Annotated in this window: 17 protein-coding genes; 7 read left to right on the top strand and 10 right to left on the bottom strand. The window is 65.5% G+C overall.

The window, feature by feature from the left end:
* The coding region (locus K940_RS0116795; RefSeq protein ID WP_028478502.1) for an acyl carrier protein at window positions 1-776 on the top strand (776 nt) is incomplete at its 5' end.
* A 28-nt stretch (window positions 777-804) separates the two neighbouring features.
* On the opposite strand, the gene K940_RS0116790 is transcribed toward K940_RS0116795, so the two are convergent.
* The 4 genes from K940_RS0116790 to K940_RS28705 all read right to left on the bottom strand — a co-directional run bounded on the left by K940_RS0116790 (window position 805) and on the right by K940_RS28705 (window position 4553).
* Window positions 805-1395, bottom strand: a complete 591-nt coding sequence (locus tag K940_RS0116790; RefSeq protein WP_028478501.1) for a ClpP family protease — start codon at window positions 1393-1395, stop codon at window positions 805-807.
* Window positions 1392-2024 (bottom strand): ClpP family protease, encoded by a 633-nt coding sequence (locus K940_RS0116785; RefSeq protein ID WP_028478500.1) that lies wholly within the window; start codon window positions 2022-2024, stop codon window positions 1392-1394. The genes K940_RS0116790 and K940_RS0116785 overlap by 4 nt, the downstream gene beginning before the upstream one ends.
* Before the next feature lie 125 nt (window positions 2025-2149).
* Window positions 2150-3769 carry a hypothetical protein gene (locus K940_RS0116780; protein WP_028478499.1) on the bottom strand — a complete coding sequence of 540 codons (1620 nt, stop codon included), beginning with the start codon at window positions 3767-3769 and terminating at the stop codon, window positions 2150-2152.
* 184 nt (window positions 3770-3953) lie between these two features.
* Window positions 3954-4553: a TetR/AcrR family transcriptional regulator gene (locus K940_RS28705; RefSeq protein WP_036528906.1), complete on the bottom strand. Its 600-nt coding sequence runs from the start codon at window positions 4551-4553 to the stop codon at window positions 3954-3956.
* Between the two features lie 125 nt (window positions 4554-4678).
* On the opposite strand from K940_RS28705, the gene K940_RS0116770 reads away from it, so the two are divergent.
* The gene (locus K940_RS0116770; RefSeq protein ID WP_028478498.1) at window positions 4679-5887 is read left to right on the top strand and encodes an acyl-CoA dehydrogenase family protein; all 1209 of its coding nucleotides are present in this window, start codon (window positions 4679-4681) and stop codon (window positions 5885-5887) included.
* Window positions 5884-6933, top strand: coding sequence for a phosphotransferase family protein (locus K940_RS0116765; protein WP_028478497.1), 1050 nt, complete (start codon window positions 5884-5886; stop codon window positions 6931-6933). The genes K940_RS0116770 and K940_RS0116765 overlap by 4 nt, the downstream gene beginning before the upstream one ends.
* A gap of 33 nt (window positions 6934-6966) precedes the next feature.
* Here the strand turns inward: K940_RS0116765 and K940_RS28700 are convergent, their stop codons facing one another.
* A complete protein-coding gene (locus K940_RS28700) occupies window positions 6967-8241 on the bottom strand; it encodes a lipase family protein (protein WP_051407269.1) in 1275 nt (424 codons plus the stop codon).
* Window positions 8242-8370: 129 nt separating this feature from the next.
* A complete protein-coding gene (locus tag K940_RS28695; protein WP_231390409.1) occupies window positions 8371-8862 on the bottom strand; it encodes a hypothetical protein in 492 nt (163 codons plus the stop codon).
* 20 nt (window positions 8863-8882) lie between these two features.
* Between K940_RS28695 and K940_RS33065 the strand changes: the two genes are divergently transcribed.
* Window positions 8883-9209 (top strand): hypothetical protein, encoded by a 327-nt coding sequence (locus K940_RS33065; RefSeq protein WP_036528904.1) that lies wholly within the window; start codon window positions 8883-8885, stop codon window positions 9207-9209.
* A 154-nt stretch (window positions 9210-9363) separates the two neighbouring features.
* On the opposite strand, the gene K940_RS0116750 is transcribed toward K940_RS33065, so the two are convergent.
* A complete protein-coding gene (locus K940_RS0116750) occupies window positions 9364-10383 on the bottom strand; it encodes a crotonase/enoyl-CoA hydratase family protein (RefSeq protein WP_028478496.1) in 1020 nt (339 codons plus the stop codon).
* Window positions 10384-10531: 148 nt separating this feature from the next.
* Between K940_RS0116750 and K940_RS0116740 the strand changes: the two genes are divergently transcribed.
* Window positions 10532-11131 carry a TetR/AcrR family transcriptional regulator gene (locus tag K940_RS0116740; protein ID WP_028478495.1) on the top strand — a complete coding sequence of 200 codons (600 nt, stop codon included), beginning with the start codon at window positions 10532-10534 and terminating at the stop codon, window positions 11129-11131.
* Window positions 11132-11222: 91 nt separating this feature from the next.
* On the opposite strand, the gene K940_RS28685 is transcribed toward K940_RS0116740, so the two are convergent.
* The 3 genes from K940_RS28685 to K940_RS0116725 form a co-directional block, all read right to left on the bottom strand.
* Entirely contained in the window at window positions 11223-11762 is a 540-nt protein-coding gene (locus K940_RS28685) for an Rv3235 family protein (protein ID WP_051407268.1), read from the bottom strand.
* A gap of 109 nt (window positions 11763-11871) precedes the next feature.
* Entirely contained in the window at window positions 11872-13386 is a 1515-nt protein-coding gene (gene glpK, locus K940_RS0116730) for a glycerol kinase GlpK (protein WP_028478494.1), read from the bottom strand.
* A 51-nt stretch (window positions 13387-13437) separates the two neighbouring features.
* Window positions 13438-14199, bottom strand: coding sequence for an IclR family transcriptional regulator (locus K940_RS0116725; protein WP_028478493.1), 762 nt, complete (start codon window positions 14197-14199; stop codon window positions 13438-13440).
* A gap of 251 nt (window positions 14200-14450) precedes the next feature.
* On the opposite strand from K940_RS0116725, the gene glpK (K940_RS0116720) reads away from it, so the two are divergent.
* Entirely contained in the window at window positions 14451-15971 is a 1521-nt protein-coding gene (glpK, locus tag K940_RS0116720) for a glycerol kinase GlpK (RefSeq protein ID WP_028478492.1), read from the top strand.
* 66 nt (window positions 15972-16037) lie between these two features.
* Window positions 16038-17717, top strand: coding sequence for a glycerol-3-phosphate dehydrogenase (gene glpD, locus K940_RS0116715; protein WP_028478491.1), 1680 nt, complete (start codon window positions 16038-16040; stop codon window positions 17715-17717).
* Window positions 17718-17841 lie beyond the last annotated feature (124 nt).

Below are 17841 nucleotides of genomic sequence, written 5' to 3'. Positions count from 1 at the left end.
ACTTCCTGGTTCTGTTCTCTTCGGGCAGCTCCATCTTCGGTGGTATCGGCCAGTACACCTACACCGCGGCCAATATGGCCGTGAAGTCGTTCGCCGAAGCGATCGCTCGCGAAGGCGCCAACGTGCTGACGGTCGGTTGGGGTCATATGACCGGTGCGGGCATGCTGGCCACCGACGACAACCTGACCCGCTACCTGGTCAATGCCGGATTCGATCGCGTCGACATGGAGGAAGGTCCGATATACCTGGAAGAAGCACTGCGACTGGGTGTCACTCGAGTGGATCTGTTCCCGATCACGTGGTCCCGGGTCGTGGCCTCCGGCGGAGAACGCGTGGTCCAGACCGGTCGACTGGAAAACATGATCGCGACCGCCGCACAGCAGGACTCCGCCTCCCTGCAACTGCGAGCCGATCTGCTCGCACTCGGCGAAGCCAAACGCAACGAGGTCGTCACGTTCATGCTCGCCGAACAGCTGGCCGGGGTCATGGGTGTGGAAGCCGATTCGATCGATCTCACCATCCCGGTGCCGGAGCTCGGATTGGACTCGCTGATGGGGGCCGAATTCGGCTCGCTGGTCGGCCAACGCCTGGACATCGACTTGATGTCGCTCAAGCTCGGGCGCTCGTTCAGCCTCGAGCAGGCCGGCGCCGTGGTCGCCAACGCGATCATCGAAGGCGCCGGATCGCACGGCCTGACGGCGGTGCCAGCCGGCGAGTCGGCTCTGCCAGCCGAGTCGGCTCTGCCAGCCGAGTCGGCGGTGCCAGCCGGCGGGTAGACCTCACGGGAGGCTCCTACCTGCCCACTCAGCTCTGTCCCAATACCCGATCGACGAGTCCATACTCCATCGCCGCACGCGCCGTGAACACACGGTCACGGTCGGTGTCGTGCCGCAGCTTCTCCACCGACTGCCCAGTGTGCCGCGACAGGACGGACTCGATTTCTGCACGCATCCGAACCAGCTCATCGGCCTGCAGAATCAGGTCGGGAATCGCTCCCTGGCCACGGGCAGCAGGCTGATGCAGGACCACCCGCGCATGCGGCAACATCGCACGAGAACCTGGCTCACCGCCTGCCAACAGCACAGCGCCGACCGCGATGGCTTGGCCGACGCACGTCGTCTGTACCGGCGACCCGATGTGCTGCATGGTGTCGTACACCGCAAGCATCGACGGCAGATCACCACCTTCACAGTTGACGTACAGATCGATTTCCTGTTCCGGGCCTTCCGATTCCAGATGTAGCAGCTGTGCGATGAGTGCATTGGCCACACCCGAGTCGATCGGCGTCCCGAGGTAGACGATTCGCTCGGCGAGCAGATGCGAGTAGATGTCGGTGATTCGCTCACCGCCGCGCGGATGCTGGGCGATCACATTGGGGATGGTGTAACTACTCATGGTGTATCCGCCTCGGCGCCAGCTCGTACCGAGATTCCGATGCGGTGGCGTTGGGACACGATCTGCTCGAACGAATCGACGATGTGGTCGATGAAGCCGTATTCCACGGCTTGCGGGGCGGTGAACCAGCGGTCGTGCAACGAATCCTCGTAGATCCGATCGAACGGCTGACCGGTGTCCTCGGCGATGATGCCGAGCACCGTGTCGACGGTGTAGCGCAGATCATCGGCTTGGACCTCGATATCGACCGCGGTGCCGCCGATACCCGCCGACCCCTGATGCATCAGAATCCGAGTGTGCGGCAAGGCGTAGCGTCGACCGCGAGTGCCCGCGGACAGCAGAAACTGCCCCGCACTGCATGCCAATCCCAACGCCAGGGTCGAAACCTCACACGGCAGCAACCGCATGACGTCGCGAATGGCGAGCATCGACGGAACCGATCCTCCCGGGGAATGGATCCACAGGGAGATGCTCGCCTCCGACTCCTCGGTGGCCAGGGTGAGCAGCTGCGTCATCAGCAGGGTGCCGTTGTCGTCGTCGAGCGGACCATCGAGTACCACTATGCGGCGGCTGAGCAGTTGCTCTCTGGTCCGCCAGGTGAACAACGGGATCTTGTCATCGTGGGCCATGCCTCCACCATGGCCCACGCGCCACGAGATCACCGGCGCACGCTGCTGTGGGCAGATCTGCTGTCAGCAGCGGCGGCTCGCAGCACTGTGGGTGACTCGCGGCCACGGTATCGGCAGATCTCGGGTCAGGACTCGTGGCTGGCGGCCGAGGTGGAGCGTTGTCTGCCCGTACGGGCACGACGACGCTCGGCCTGCAGTTCGGCGAGTTCCTGCTCCAGGATGTCCGCGACACGGAACGAGCCGGTGTCGTAGATGTCGGGTGCTTGCGCGGGCGGCGATCCCACGACATCGGGAGTGGCGTTGCCATGGCCGTTTTCGGACTTCGCTCGCGTAGTGGCGCTGCCGGCATCACGTGGCGGACGATGGGCCGTTCGAGCATCTTCCGGCCTCGCGGGGAGTGTCTCGGTCTTCGTCACCGGCGTAGTCGATCGCGATACCGAAGGCGACGATTCCGACACCGAGGTGGACGGTTTCACCGTGTCCTTCTGCGGGCGAGCCGATTCCGAGGAGGTGGCCGCTTCGGTACCCGCCGAGGGTTGTGCGGGCTCACTGGTGACCGGCAAGGGATTCGACTCCGTTGTCGCCGCCACGCGGTCCTGGTCGGCGGGTGCATCGGCCGATGCACCATTGATCGTGGCCAGGCCGGTCGAGCTGGTGTCTCGATGTGTTCTCGGCACCGAAGCACTGGGCGGCTGCTCTCCTCCCGCCATGGCGTCGAGGTCTTCGATGGTCATCGGCAACACTGGTTTTCGTGGCGCCTCGACCGGTGTGGGCTGCGTGTCGGTCTGCTCGACATCGACCGGAACGGTCGGCTCGGGCGCAAGCGGGGGTTCGTCGACCGCCAGCGGGTCGGGATATACCGAGCGATCGGCCCGCGGCTCGAGCTGAGCCGGCGCGCCCACCTCGCTGGGAGGCGCTGCCTGTGCGGCAGTCGCAACGTGATATCGGGGCAGCGTGCGCCGAATCTGCTCGGCCGGGTCGGGCAGCTCCCGAAGCTGCTCTGTGGCCCGGGCAATGGCCAGGCCATAGCGTGCGCTCGCCGCATCGTGGATGAGCAGCGCTACTCCGATCATCACCGGGGCAATCGCATGCACCGCGGCGTCGTACCAAGCGCCGGCCCGCAAATACGGGTAGGTGTTGAGCCCGATCGTCAGTGTCAGCAGCGCGATCTCGGCCGCGGCGACTTGCCGCCGGTTGTCGGCCACACCCCATTCGGCCACCTTGTTGGTACCGATCATGATGATGATCAGGCAGACGCTGATCATGCCTTCGAGGAGGTAGCTGAACCAGTACAACGGGTCGCTCGGACCGCCGGGCGCGATGTTGTGCTGCACATTGACCGCCGACCACAACATGCCCGCCGCCACCACACCGGCCAGAGCGCGCAACGACCAGGACCGATGGCGATACAGTGACGCCAGCTTCGCATGTGGGCTGGATTCGCGCCGCTGCGCGGCAATCGCCTTGCGGGCGAGCAGGAGATCTCGCATATCGGCCTTCTCGATCGCTTCGGTGGTATGCCGGGCGCGGTCGGATGCCATGGCAGCAGCCTGCGCCTCTTTCCAGCGCTGTGCGCGCTCCTGCGTGCGAATCCGTTCGGCGAGTTCGCGTTCGGCGTACAGTTCGTCTTCCGACAAAGCCTCGGTCAGCGCCGGGTCGAACTGGTAGGCAAGTCGCCCACGCGCCTTCTCGACCCGCCTCGCCAGCTGGGTAACCTCATCCTCGATGGGATGTTCGACAACCATCAACCCTCCCTACGCGGGAGATTCGGTGGCAGGCAAACGATCGCGTATAGGAACCGCACAACCCCAATTAATACTCGATACACCGCCGACAACGAAACTATCGATTTGCCACTGGCACATGATCCGACGTGATGGTGGCAACCGTGTTCCCGAAAGGCGGATTCCTGCGGCGCAGCGTTCGGAATTACCGTGCCGCGGTGCGCCGAGTAGCCGCCGAGTCCAGCACCCGCGACAATGTGATGAACAGCAGCTCGTCCAACCGGTCCTGGTCGACATCGTCACGAACCAACCATTGGGCGGTCAGTTCCTGGGCCATCGCCCACCACGATCGGACCAGTAGACGTTCGGCCGTGGACGGTGCGGCCCGACCCAGGGCGGCGAATACCCGGTCGGTCAGCTCGTCGTGCAACTGTTCGATGATCGCCTCGATTACCGGGTCCTGCCCGGCCGCACGAAGCAGACCTATCACCGGGCCGCTGCGTCGACGCATATATCTCACGAAGTGGGCGATCATCGACCGCAGTGGGTCGGCACCAGGGTCGGAGTCGATAGCGCGGAGAAATCGGCGGGCGGCGGCGCGCACGAGCTGTGCGTAGTAGTCCTGTTTGGTCGGAAAGTAGTGGAACAGCAGCCCGCGCGAAATACCCGCACGGTGCGCGACCGCGTCCACAGTGATCTGGTGCCACGGACGGTCGACCAGCATCCCCAACCCGATCCCGATCAGTTGTCCGCGTCGGTCCTCGGCCGAGCGCCGACGGCCGGACCCTGCGGTCGTATCGGTCATCCACCGCACTCCATCGTCGAGTCCTCACTATTGAGCAATGCTCAATAGTATGCTACCGATAGTCGGAGCAGAGCGACATCCAGATCAGACGCTGCGCTATGGCTCAGCAAACCTCGAGGATGGGTATGGACTTCACGCATTCCGACCGGGCCGCCCGGCTCACCGACCAGGTGCGGCAATTCGTGCGCGACGAGATAGCGCCACGCGAAGAAGCGCACGCGGCTGCCTTGCGGGATTCGCCATGGGCGGTCCCCCCGGTGGTCGATGAACTCAAACAAAAAGCGCGCGATGCCGGGCTGTGGAATCTCTTCCTCCCCGATCCGGAACTCGGCGCCGGCCTGAGCACCGTCGACTATGCGCCCATGGCCGAGGTCATGGGCGTGTCGAGTTGGGCACCAGAGGTGTTCAATTGCAATGCGCCCGACACCGGCAATGCCGAGGTCTTGGTGCACTACGGCAGCGCGGAGCAGAAAGGAGAGTGGCTGCGCCCTCTGCTGGACGGCGCGATTCGCTCCGCGTTCTGCATGACAGAACCCGAGGTCGCCTCCTCCGACGCGACCAATATGGCCGCGACCGCCACCATCGAGGGCGAGCACGTCGTGCTCAATGGCCGCAAGTGGTGGAGTACAGGTATCGGCCATCCGAACTGCAAGTTCGTCATCTTCATGGGGCTCACCGACCCCGAGGCACACGCCTATCGGCGTCATTCGATGGTGCTCGTTCCCGTGGACACGCCGGGCGTCCGGATCGAGCGCATGCTCAGCACCTTCGGCTACCTGGACGAACCATATGGGCACGGTGAGGTCACCTTCACCGATGTGCGGCTTCCGCGCGATGCCGTGATCGCCGGGCCGGGACGCGGATTCGAGATCGCGCAGGGACGCCTCGGCCCGGGCCGTGTCCACCATTGCATGCGCGCGATCGGACTGGCCGAACGCGCACTCGAACTGGCCTGCCGTCGAAGTCTCTCGCGCACGGCGTTCGGCAAACCACTGGCCAACCTGGGAGGCAACCGGGAGCGTATCGCCAACGCACGTCTGGCGATCGACCAAGCGCGCCTGCTGGTCCTGCACACCGCGTGGCTACTGGACACCAAGGGACTGGCCGGCGCGCGCAGCGAAGTCTCTCAAATCAAAGCGGTTGTCCCACGCATGACTCAAGAGGTGCTCGATATGGCGATCCAACTGCACGGCGGCGCCGGGCTATCCGATGACTTCCCGTTGGCGCGAGCCTTCGCGGGCATTCGTTCCCTCCGCTTCGCCGATGGTCCCGACGAGGTACACCTCGGAGTGATCGCCCGTCAGGAACTGCGCAAGTACGGAACCGACCGATGAACAAGCCGGAGACCACCACCGTACGCACCGAGGATGCCTTCGATGTCGCCGCCGCGCACGCCTGGCTCGCGCAGCAGGTGCCCGGGCTCAGCGGACCACCAGAGGTGCGCCAATTCTCCGGTGGGGCATCCAATCTCACCTATCTGCTGCACTATCCGGACCGAGATCTGATCCTGCGGCGCCCGCCCGGCGGAACCAAAGCCGCGTCCGCGCACGATATGGGCCGTGAGTTCCTGGTGCAACAACGGTTGCGTCCGTACTACCCATATGTGCCCCACATGATCGCCCGATGCACCGACCCCAGCGTGATCGGTAGCGAATTCTATGTGATGGAACGGCTGGAGGGCACGATCCTGCGCGGTGATCTCCCGGACGGTACGAGCCTGTCCATCGAACAGGCACGACGGCTGTCGACCACCGCGTTCGACTGCTTGATCGAACTACATGCCGTGGATCCCGAAGCCGCCGGACTTGCCGAGATCGGCAAGGGCGCCGGCTACGTCGAGCGTCAGGTCGCCGGGTGGTCGCGCCGGTTCGGCGCTGCGCGCACCGACAACGTCAGCGACTTCGCCGCAGTGATGGCATGGCTCGAGCACAACCAGCCCGCGGATGTCGCCGCCACCATCATCCACAACGACTTCCGGCTGGACAATCTGGTGCTCGACCCCGCCGGCTCGGTCGTCGGCGTACTCGACTGGGAAATGGCCACCGTGGGCGATCCGCTGATGGATCTCGGTGGCGCACTGGCCTACTGGGTGCAGGCCGATGACGACGACCTCATGCGGGCATCTCGTCGCCAACCCAGTCACCTGCCCGGAATGCCGACCCGCGCCCGAATCGTTCAACACTACTGTGACCGCACCGGTCGATCCGCCGACAACTGGCCGTTCTACGAGGTTTTCGGCTTGTTCCGGCTCGCAGTAATTGCTCAGCAGATCTACTACCGATACCACCACGGACAGACCACCAACCCCGCGTTCAAGGACTTCTGGACGCTGATCAACTACTTGGACGATCGCTGCCGAAGAATCGCCGGAATCCAGTAGCTGCTCGGGGGAACGAGTCGCGCCGGACCGGACTCAGCGGCCGAGGGCGATCGATCCGACATTCGTTGTCGTGCACCCGTTCTCGACCGGAATGCCGGCGAATCGCTCGTGCAACCACGTGACCACCCGGCGTTCGGCAAGCGAGTTCAGCGTCAGATGCTCGCTGGCGTGATCGCGAACGTAGGTGACTCGTGCGGTCGGGTCCTGGCAATAGGTCGCAACCAGATCGTCGGCCGGACCGATCGGCACGAGCCAGTCCGCGACCGCATGATAGAGAAAGACCGGCGAATCCGGGACGGCCTTTCCCATCCTGGTCCGGTCGAATACTTCACGGACCACTGGAGCGTCCAGAAGACCGCCCTGTACCAAAGTATCGATATCGAGAAACGGCTCGATCGCGACGTGGCGCAATGCGCAGGTCCGGTCCTTCGCCGCCAGCACCTCCCGTCCCCGTGGGGTGGCGTTCGCGCGGAGATATGCCTCCAATGCGGGTTCCTCGCGAGCGAGTCCGATGATGGCGGCCGTGACCAGACCGGCACCGGGCCCCTTGTTCGCCTCTCGCGCGAGAACCTCGAGGTCGACGTCGGTGCCACCGGAGACGACGCCCACGATGTTCACCTCCGGTGCGTAGGCAGCGCGTATTTCCGCACCGTGCAGTGTCGGGATCGAACCTCCGGAATACCCCCACATCGCCACCTCGGTGTCGGCGCCAGGCAAGCGCAGCGGGCCGAAATTCTCCGCGGCTCGGATCCCGTCCAAGGCGATGCGGGCAGCCAGTGGCCCATGAGCGAAGGCGGCGTCGGGGCCCTGGTGGTCGGGCAACACCACCGTCCATCCCTGCGCCAGCAGCGCCGGTGCACCGCGCAGCGGGTCGAGTTGACCATCCAGCAGTCCCGCGTGGGCCGGCCGCTGCACTGTGTACGACGGCGCGCAGTGCTGCCCAGTGGAGTCCTCGGCGGCATGTAGCGATACCAGCTTTCCGATTCCGCCACGTGGCTTCAGCACCGTCGCCACTGCCGCTATCGGTTGATCGACGCTGTTGTTCGATCGGTAGGACAGTTGCCACGCCCGGACACCGAGGGATTCGCGCAGCCGGCTCGCGATCTCTATCGGCCGCGCAGCGAGAATGTCACCCGGATGCGCCGACGCAACCAGATCAGCCGATGGCCGGTAGAACTCGTCATATGCCGGCAGCGCCGGCTCGGTGGCCGCACCGATGTCCGGCATCGCGGACGACTCGGGGCTCGGCGATGCCCACAGCACCGAGAACACTACGCCAACCACCATGCCGTATCGTGCGACGCCCACCGACGACCTCCCCTGGAATCGACCTGCCATGCGCTGCGTTCCGCCGATCGACCGCTCCGGCGGTCGTATAATAGCTAATTTCTAGCATCCATCGGTGGCAACACGCGCCCCGCTGACGATCAGCACGAATCAGGACGGCGGGGTGATCGCGACAATGGTGAATTTGCCGGCCTTGGTTGCCACAGTGACGAATTGGCGATATGTGTAGTTGGTTGCACCCGGTCGCTGTTCGGTGATCCACACGTCGTGGCGACCGTCCAGCATCTGGGTGATCAATACACAGTGTTGTGTTCCGGCGGGAATGGAAGCGATCCCCTCGTCGATCACCGCCGCGGGCGGCAGTGCGGCATCCGCGGTCGTCAGCGCCCGGGCGAGGGTCCCTGAACGAGCCACGTAGTAGGCATGTTGAAAAGCCAGGATCACATCCGGACCCGATTCGACCGAACCGGTGCCGTTCCCGCGAACCACTAGATCACCGCGGGTCGGTTCACAACCGGGGCTGCCACCGAGCACCGGATCGGCAATGGCCGCCGGGTCGGCGACGGTCATCGACTGCGGTGGACCCGACGCCGCGTCGGTATAGGCCAGCACCAGCACGACAACGGCCAACGAGGCTGCCACTGCGACACCTCCGACCAGCCATGCGCGCCGGGCTCGACGCCGATGACGCGAAGTCCGGCCGCGGGCGTGGACCACGCGCCGAACAGTGGGCGACGGTTGTCGCGGCGGGAGCATTCCCGGCCATGTGGGCGCGCCCTCCGGCCCAGATCGAGGAGTACGAGTGCGCCGGCCGCCGGGCATGGATGGATTCGATGACACGACCTCGTCACGCCCCCTTTACCGGTGCCTCGTCGGCTACCGTGGGTCCCTTCTCGATGCCACTGCTCGGCACCCATTGCCACTGCCAGGTAACAACATTGCATATCGACGCCGATCACGTCGGCCGAATGAACTGGAAGCAGACGTGATTCGGCTGCGCCGGGTTCAGGCAGTGTCACCTGCGCCCGACACGGGCAGTATCACCGGCGCCCGACACGGGCAGTATCACCGGCGCCCGACACGGGCAGTATCACCGGCGCCCGACACGGGCAGTATCACCCGACAGGGCTCGGCTCGAGGTGGCTACCGCTCGGGTCCACTGCGCTTGTAATCGCCGAACGGCTCGTCGCGTTCTCGAACCGCCTCACGGAATCCGACCGTGGCAGCACGCGCTTTGAATTCGTGGCCTTCACGCGTGTGCCGCGATATGCCGTCGAAAACGGTGCTGATCATCCCGGAGGTGTTGACGCCCTGCGCGTACAGCGCCGAGTTGAGCGCCAGTTTGGCCATCATGAGCTGATTGACCGGCATGCGGGCAATGCGCGCGACGAAATCCTCGGTGCGCGCATCGAGTTCGTCGGCGGGCCAGGATTCGACCGCCAAACCCCAGTCGACGGCCTGAGTGCCGGTCAGGCAATCGCCGGTCAGCAGCAGTCGCTTGGCTCGCTGATCCCCGAGTCGGTGCGCCCACATACCCGCGGCCGGGATGCCCCACACGCGCGCCGGCGGATATCCGATCTTGGTATCGTCGGCGCAGATGATTTGGTCGGCGAACAGTGCGATGTCGGTGCCGCCCGCGACTGCGAAACCGTGCAGCTTGGCAACGGTCGGCTTGTTCGCCTGCATCAAGCTGGCGAAGCCACGGTTGTATCGGCTTATCATCGCGTAATCGATCATCGGATCCCAGTTGTGGGACGGGTCGTGATTGCGCCCCTGCACCACCGGATCCAACACCGTACCCGTCGCGTCGTGCGACTCGCGGGTTACCGAGAAACTCTGCTCGGCGAACATGCTCAGGTCATAGCCACCGCAAAACCCTTTGCCGCGTCCGGACAACAAGATCACATGCACCCGCGGGTCGAGGTCGGCGCGTTCGACCGCATGTGCCAGGTCGTGCGGCGTGTCCGGGGTGATCGAATTGCCCTTCTCGGGCCGGTTGAAGGTAATGCGCGCGATGCGACCGTCACGCTCGTAAGTCAACGTTCGATACGCGCAGGTATCTTCCGGCTCGGTCCGGCCCGCCCAGGGCGACTCCGGCCCCTCGGACCAGTTGCGATACCACGCGGCCGAACCGTCGTCGGTTCGGGTTTCACCGTTGGTCATTACTGTTCCCTTCGACTCGGTGCTAGCCCCGGATACCCATCGGCGCTAGTCCTGGTGGCCACAGTGTGGTGCACCGACCAGTTGACAGTCAATACTGACTGTCAACTGGTCGTCGATCCCGACACCGAGCCGGAACGGAGGTAACCGAATGGAAGGATCTCGTGCGAGACAGAAACGAGCGACCCGCGACCGTATCCTCGATGCCGCTGCGGACCTGCTCGCCGCTCAGGGCTACCGCGCCCTGTCCACACTGTCTGTCCAGCGTGCAGCGGGCGTGAGCCGCGGGGCCCTACTGCACCACTTCCCCACCATGGCTGCGTTGGTTCCCGAGTTGGTCGCCCACCTGGTCACCCTCAACGAAGCCGCAGTGCACCAGGTCGCGGAGCGGCTCGGCGAGAACACCGATCCGGTGGTGCGCGCCCTGAGCGCGGTGTACGAGTCGATGGCCCGCCCCGCGGCACAGGCCGAATTCGAACTGTGGGCCGCCGCACGCACCGATCCCGCGCTCGCCACCGCGCTGCATGCGGCCGAACAGCACGCCGGACGCGACCTGCACCGGGTGATCGACACGCTGTTCGGTCCCGACCTCGTGGTTCACCCACGGTATCCAGCCGTCCGCACTCTCACGGTGGCGATTCTGCGCGGTATCGCGATGTCTCGTCCGTTGCGCACGACCGAACGCGTGGCCACCACGACCATCGATCAATGGGCGGACGTCATCGCCATGCTGCTCGAGTCCCCTGGGTAGCAGCTACGCTGCTCGGTTCCACTCGATAGCAGCTACGCTGCTCGGTTCCATTCGGTAGCACCCGATTCGCCGACCGACACGGCCGGCGCCGTCATCGCACCCGTAGCGCTGTCAGCCGCCAGCCGGTGGTACGGGTCCGAGCAATTCGCGCCGCCAGCGCGAAATGACGTCCGCCCCTGGTATATCCGGCGTAGACCTCGGCGGTCCTGGTATCGACCAACACCACACCCACTCGCACCGGTACCGCGACCCCCTTGCGACGACCCGGCACCAGATCCCCACCGATCAACGTGCGTACCGCCGAGACGACCGTGGCATCGGCGACGACCTTCAACTGCGACACCGGCCTGCGCCGATCGAGTGCCTCGAGCACCACCCGCACCGCCGACTCGGCGAAACGCCGCGCCGCCGCTCGGGTCTGTTCGTCACCTACGTCGAGTCGACGACCACGGTGCAGTGCGCCGGGTGCGCCGGGTTTCACTCGTGCCGGCACAGCGGGTACGCGTGACCGGCACGGTTGTGCGCGTGCGGTCGCTGGATCGCGCGTGGTATTCCCACCCTCGGTGCGACGACTGTCCAACGGCGGCTCCGGATTCGGCGCAGGCGCCAACCAATCGCGATATCCAGCCATCCGAACTCCTCCAAAACCCTGTAGCGGAAACATTGTGGTGACCGATTCTGCAGACCGACATTCGGATGTCGCGGGTAGTCGACTACTCGACTTGTCACGCCGGTCTCGCTCACCGATCGTGCGGCGGGGTGCGCAACCACCCGGAGGCCAGCTCGACCGCACGTTTCCAGTTGTCGTACTCGTCGGCGCGGTGCGCCGGCTCCATCCGCGGAACCCATTGCGCGGCACGGCGCCAGTTACTGCGCAACCCCTCGAGGTCGGGCCAATATCCGACAGCCAGCCCCGCGGCATATGCCGCTCCGAGCGAGACGGTCTCGGCGACGAACGGGCGCAGGACGGCGAGGTCCAATACATCGGCCACGATTTGCATGAGCAGGTTGTTCGCCGTCATGCCGCCGTCCACGCGCAATGCTTCGGCCCGCAGACCGGAGTCGGCGTTCATCGCCTCCACCACGTCACGGGTCTGCCACGCGGTGGCCTCCAGCACAGCCCGAGCGATGTGACCTTTGGTGATGTAGGAGGTCAACCCAGCGATGAGGCCGCGAGCGTCGCTGCGCCAATACGGTGCGTAGAGCCCGGAAAAGGCGGGCACGATGTAACAGCCGCCATTGTCGTCGACGCTACGAGCGAGAGTTTCGATCTCCGGCGCGCTGGCCACCAGGCCGATGTTGTCCCGAACCCATTGCACGAGTGATCCGGTGACCGCAATCGGTCCCTCCAATGCGTATACCGGCTCGGAACCGATCTGGTAGCCGATCGTCGTGAGCAGGCCGTGCTCGGAGCGCACCAGCTCGCTTCCGGTGTTCATCATCAGGAATCCACCGGTGCCGTAGGTACATTTGATTTCCCCACGGGCGAAACAGGTTTGACCGAAGAGTGCGGCATGCTGATCGCCGAGCGCGGCGGCGATCCGAATTCCGGGCACTACTCGACTGGTGACACCGTACGGTGCGGTCGAAGGTTGGATCCGGGGCAACATCGCCGCCGGGATGCCGAAGAAGGTCGACAAATCATCGTTCCAGGTAAGGGTGCTCAGATCCATCAGCAGTGTGCGACTGGCGTTCGTGACATCGGTCAGGTGCAGCCCCCCGTCGACTCCACCGGTGAGGTTCCAGATCAGCCAGGTTTCCATGGTGCCGAACAACACTTCGCCGCGCTCGGCGCGCTCTCGCAGGCCCGGTTCACTGTCCAGAATCCAGCGCAGGCGTGGCGCCGCGAAGTAGGTGGCCAGCGGCAAACCACATCGTCGACGGATCTGCTCCGCGCCCACACGCCGCTGCAGTGTGCCGACCAATTCTTCGGTCCGCACATCCTGCCACACGATTGCCCGCCGGATCGGCCGGCCGGTGCGGCGGTCCCAGACGACGGTGGTTTCGCGCTGGTTGGCGATGCCGAGCGCGGCGATCTGCTGCGCGGCGACACCGGAATCCCGCAGTGCTTGGGGGACGATTCGCTCGACATTGCGCCAGATCTCCATCGCGTCCTGCTCGGCCCACCCCGGTCGCGGATAGTGCTGGTGGTGCGGGCGCTGCGCGACGCCGACCAACCGGGCGCGCCGATCGAACAAGATGCACCGGGTGGAGGTGGTGCCCTGGTCGATGGCCAGCACATACTGTTGCGTCATTCTCGACCGCTCCTCGTCGACGTTCGGCGGACGTCGATCCAGCGAAACTCACTACCCCGCACCGAGATCCCTCGATATCGCTCGTGCGGCGTCGAGTACTCGGCCGACCAATGCCGACCGGTGCCGCAGGTGCGCGTCACACAACCGATCCACTGCACCGGTGATGCCGATGGCGCCGACGACGAGTCCGCCGCGCCCTCGGATCGGGGCCGCGATGCCCGCCTGTCCCATTCGGAATTCCTCTACGTCGCCGGCCCATCCGACACCTCGCACCTCGGCGAGCGCCCGGCCGAGTGCGGCACGATCGACGAGTGTGCGGTGCGTGTGCGCGGGCAAGTCACCATCGCGCATGGCTGTGGCCAGCTCGATGTCGTAGGCCAGCAGCACCTTGCCCAGCGCGGCGGCGTGTGGCGGCAAGCGTTCGCCGAGTTCGAGCGCTTGGTCGCTGTTGTCGGGCCGGAACACGTGATGGACCACCACGACCGCGCCGTCCATCGAGGCACCGATGCGCACCGATTCGCCCGTACGCGCAGCCAGCGCATCGGCCCAATTGATCGCCCGGGAACGTAGCTCGTTGGCGTCGAGATAGTTGCTGCCCAGCTGCAGCAACGCCGCACCGAGTTGGTACCTCCCACTCGTCGGGTCCTGCTCGACGAACCCGACGCCCTGCAAGGTACGCAAGATGCCGTGCGCGGTCGGCTTGGCCAAATCGAGGGCTCCGGCGATTTCGCCGACACCGAGGCGGCCGGAGCCGCGGGCCAGCAGCCGCAGCACGGCTGCCGCCCGCTCGATCGACTGGATCGGGCCCGGCATGCCGGGAAACCTATCGGGTAGGTCCGCATTCGACAATGTGTGAGCTGCACCATTCCCCTGTCGGCGACCAGTGCTCGAGCTGTTCGACATTGTCGAACGCCCAGTATGTATCGCTGCGGCGTTCCGGCATAGGTTCTGTCCACCATGGTCGGGTTCCGTTCACCATGGCCGCGCTCGCCCCCATGGGACTCGCCCCCATGGGAGTAGCACCGTCAGTTGTCAGGGCCGTCATCTGTCAGGGAAGGACCACGATGAGCCAATTCGTCGGCGCTATCGACCAGGGCACCACCAGCACCCGCTTCATGGTGTTCGACCATGGAGGCAACGAAGTCGCCCGCCACCAGCTCGAGCACGAACAGATCCTGCCGCACCCGGGCTGGGTCGAGCACAACCCGACCGAAATCTGGGAACGAGCGCGGGCGGTCATCCAGACCGCCCTCACCAAGGCCGACCTCGTTGCCAGCGATCTGGCCGCCGTCGGCATCACCAATCAGCGCGAAACCACCGTCGTGTGGAATCGGAAGACCGGGCGCCCGTACGGCAACGCCATCGTCTGGCAGGACACTCGAACCGATCGGATCGTCGCCGAGATCGAACGCGCCGGACACGGCGATGTCATCCGGCGCACGGCAGGGCTTCCGCCGGCCACCTACTTCTCCGCCGGCAAACTGCGCTGGATCCTGGACAATATTCCAGGCGTCGCCGCGGACGCCGAACGCGGCGACGCGCTGTTCGGTACCACCGACAGCTGGCTGCTGTGGCAGCTCACCGGGGGCGTCGACGGTGGTGTGCACGCCACCGACCCGACCAATGCCAGCCGTACCATGCTGATGAACCTGGAAACCTTGGACTGGGACGACGAGCTGCTGTCCCTGTTCGGTATCCCGCGCACCATGCTGCCGCGAATTGCGCCGTCGGCCAATCCGAATCTGTTCGGCACCACTCGTGCCGATGGACCGTTCGGCGGAGCAGTCGCATTGTCCGGGGTCCTCGGCGACCAACAAGCCGCCACTGTGGGACAGGTCTGTTTTCGTCCCGGATCGGCCAAGAACACCTACGGCACGGGAAACTTCCTGCTGCTCAACACCGGACATGAGATCGTACGTTCCCAGCACGGCCTGCTCACCACGGTTGCCTACCAGTTCGGCTCGGCGAAACCGGTCTATGCCCTGGAGGGCTCGATCGCGGTGACCGGCTCGGCCGTGCAGTGGCTGCGCGATCAGCTGGGCATCATCTCCGGTGCCGCGCAGAGCGAATCACTGGCTCGACAGGCCGAGGACAACGGCGGTGTGTATTTCGTCCCGGCGTTCTCCGGTCTGTTCGCGCCGTATTGGCGCTCCGACGCGCGCGGCGCCATTGTCGGTCTGTCCCGCTACAGCACCAACGCCCACCTTGCGCGGGCCACACTGGAATCGATCTGCTACCAAACCCGCGACGTGGTCGAGGCCATGCAGGCCGACTCCGGGGTGCGACTGGACGTATTGCGCGTGGACGGCGGCGTTACCGCGAACGAGTTGTGCATGCAGCTTCAGGCCGATTTCCTCGGTGTGCCGGTCTCGCGCCCCGAGGTCGCCGAGACCACTGCACTCGGCGCCGCCTACGCTGCGGGACTGGCCGTGGGGTTCTGGACCGACACCGACGAACTCGAGCAGAACTGGCACGAGGCCAAACGCTGGGAGCCCACCTGGTCGCCGCAGCAGCGTGAGCAAGGCTATGCGCGCTGGCAGAAAGCAGTCGATCGCACCCTCGACTGGATCGATGTCGACGACTGACCCGGCGGCCGAACGAACACCACGATTGCTGAAATCACCATCACCGAACGAGGAGACATAACGACCGTGTCCGCACGATTGGACTCCAACTACCGCGCCCACGCGGTGAACACACTCGGCGACACCGAGATCGACGTGCTCGTCATCGGCGGTGGCGTGGTCGGCGCAGGCGCCGCCTTGGACGCGGCATCACGCGGACTCACTGCCACCCTGGTGGAGGCCCGGGATTTCGCCGCGGGCACCTCGAGCCGCTCCAGCAAACTCATTCACGGAGGCCTGCGCTACCTCGAGCAACTCGATTTCTGGCTGGTGCGTGAGGCTTTGAAAGAACGCGGCCTGCTTCTGCAGCGGCTCGCCCCCCATCTGGTGCGTCCGGTGTCGTTCATGTTGCCGCTGCGTCACCGCGTATGGGAGCGCGCCTACATCGGGGCCGGCGTCGCCCTCTACGACACCATCGGCGGCGCTCGTGCACTGCCCATGCATCGGCATCTATCTCGTACTCGTGCCCTCGAGTTGGCGCCGGCACTCCGCGCAGAGGCGCTCACCGGTGCCATTCGGTATTTCGACGCACAGGTCGACGATGCCCGCCACACCATGATGATCGCCCGAACCGCGGCCCAGCACGGCGCCACCGTGCTCACCCGTACCAAGGTGACCGGATTGCTGCGCGAAGGGGAGCGTGTCGTCGGCGCGGAGGTCACCGATATGGAGACCGGCCGGACCCATACCGTTCGTGCACGCCGAGTGATCAGCGCGACCGGCGTGTGGACCGACGAGATGAACCAGCTGACCGGCGTCGAATTCCCCTTCCGGGTCCGCATGTCCAAGGGCGTACACATTCTGGTGCCCCGCCACCGGCTGAATATGGACACCGGACTGATCATGCGCACCGAAAAGAGCGTGCTGTTCGTCATCCCGTGGTATCGCCACTGGATCATCGGCACCACCGACACCGACTGGTCACTGGACAAGAACCACCCCGCGGCCAGCAATGCCGATGTGCAGTACCTTCTCGACCAGATCAACCAGGTATTGCGCGAGCCGCTCACCGGTGACGACATCGTCGGCACGTATGCGGGACTGCGCCCACTGCTATCGGGCGCGTCGGCCGATACCGCGACACTCTCGCGCGAGCACGCGGTCGCCGAGCCTGTTCCCGGGCTGTTCGTGATCGCCGGCGGCAAATACACCACCTACCGGGTGATGGCGGCCGATGTGGTGGACGCCGCGGTCGCGGGGCTCGGCCGAGCCGTCGCACCGTCGGTCACCGAGCATCTACCGCTGCTGGGCGCGGTCGGCTATCACGAACTCGTCGCCGACCTCGACGGTCTCGCCCAGCGCACCGGGTTACCGAGGGCCACGGTCGAACGCCTGCTCGGCCGCTATGGTTCGGTGGTCACCGAACTGTTCGATCTGATCACCCGAGAGCCCGATCTGGGCATGCCGCTGGCAGGAGCACCGGAGTACCTCGGCGCCGAGGTGGTGTACGCGGCGACTCATGAGGGCGCTGTGCACTTGGACGATGTGCTCACTCGCCGCTGCCGCATCTCCATCGAAGCCGACGATCGTGGACTCGCCGCCGCCCCACACGTCGCCCGGCTGATCGGCGCCCGCCTCGGCTGGGACGCCGAAAAGACCGAACGGGAGATCGGCCGCTACCGTGACCGGGTAGCGGCCGAACTGACCGCCAACCGAGCAGCCGACGACGAAGCCGCCAACGCGGCGCGGCTTGCGGCTATCGCCTGATCCGATTGCGCTGGACGACGCCGGCCACTGGCTATGCCGGGTCGGCGCACAGCAGCGATCCACACCGACCATCCACGGGACGGTCGTATCCAACTTTGCAGGCCGCGGCGCTAACAGCTTGGCA

Source organism: Nocardia sp. CNY236, from assembly GCF_000482385.1.
GTDB lineage: Bacteria > Actinomycetota > Actinomycetes > Mycobacteriales > Mycobacteriaceae > Nocardia.
This window is presented reverse-complemented; position numbering and strand designations above follow the sequence as displayed.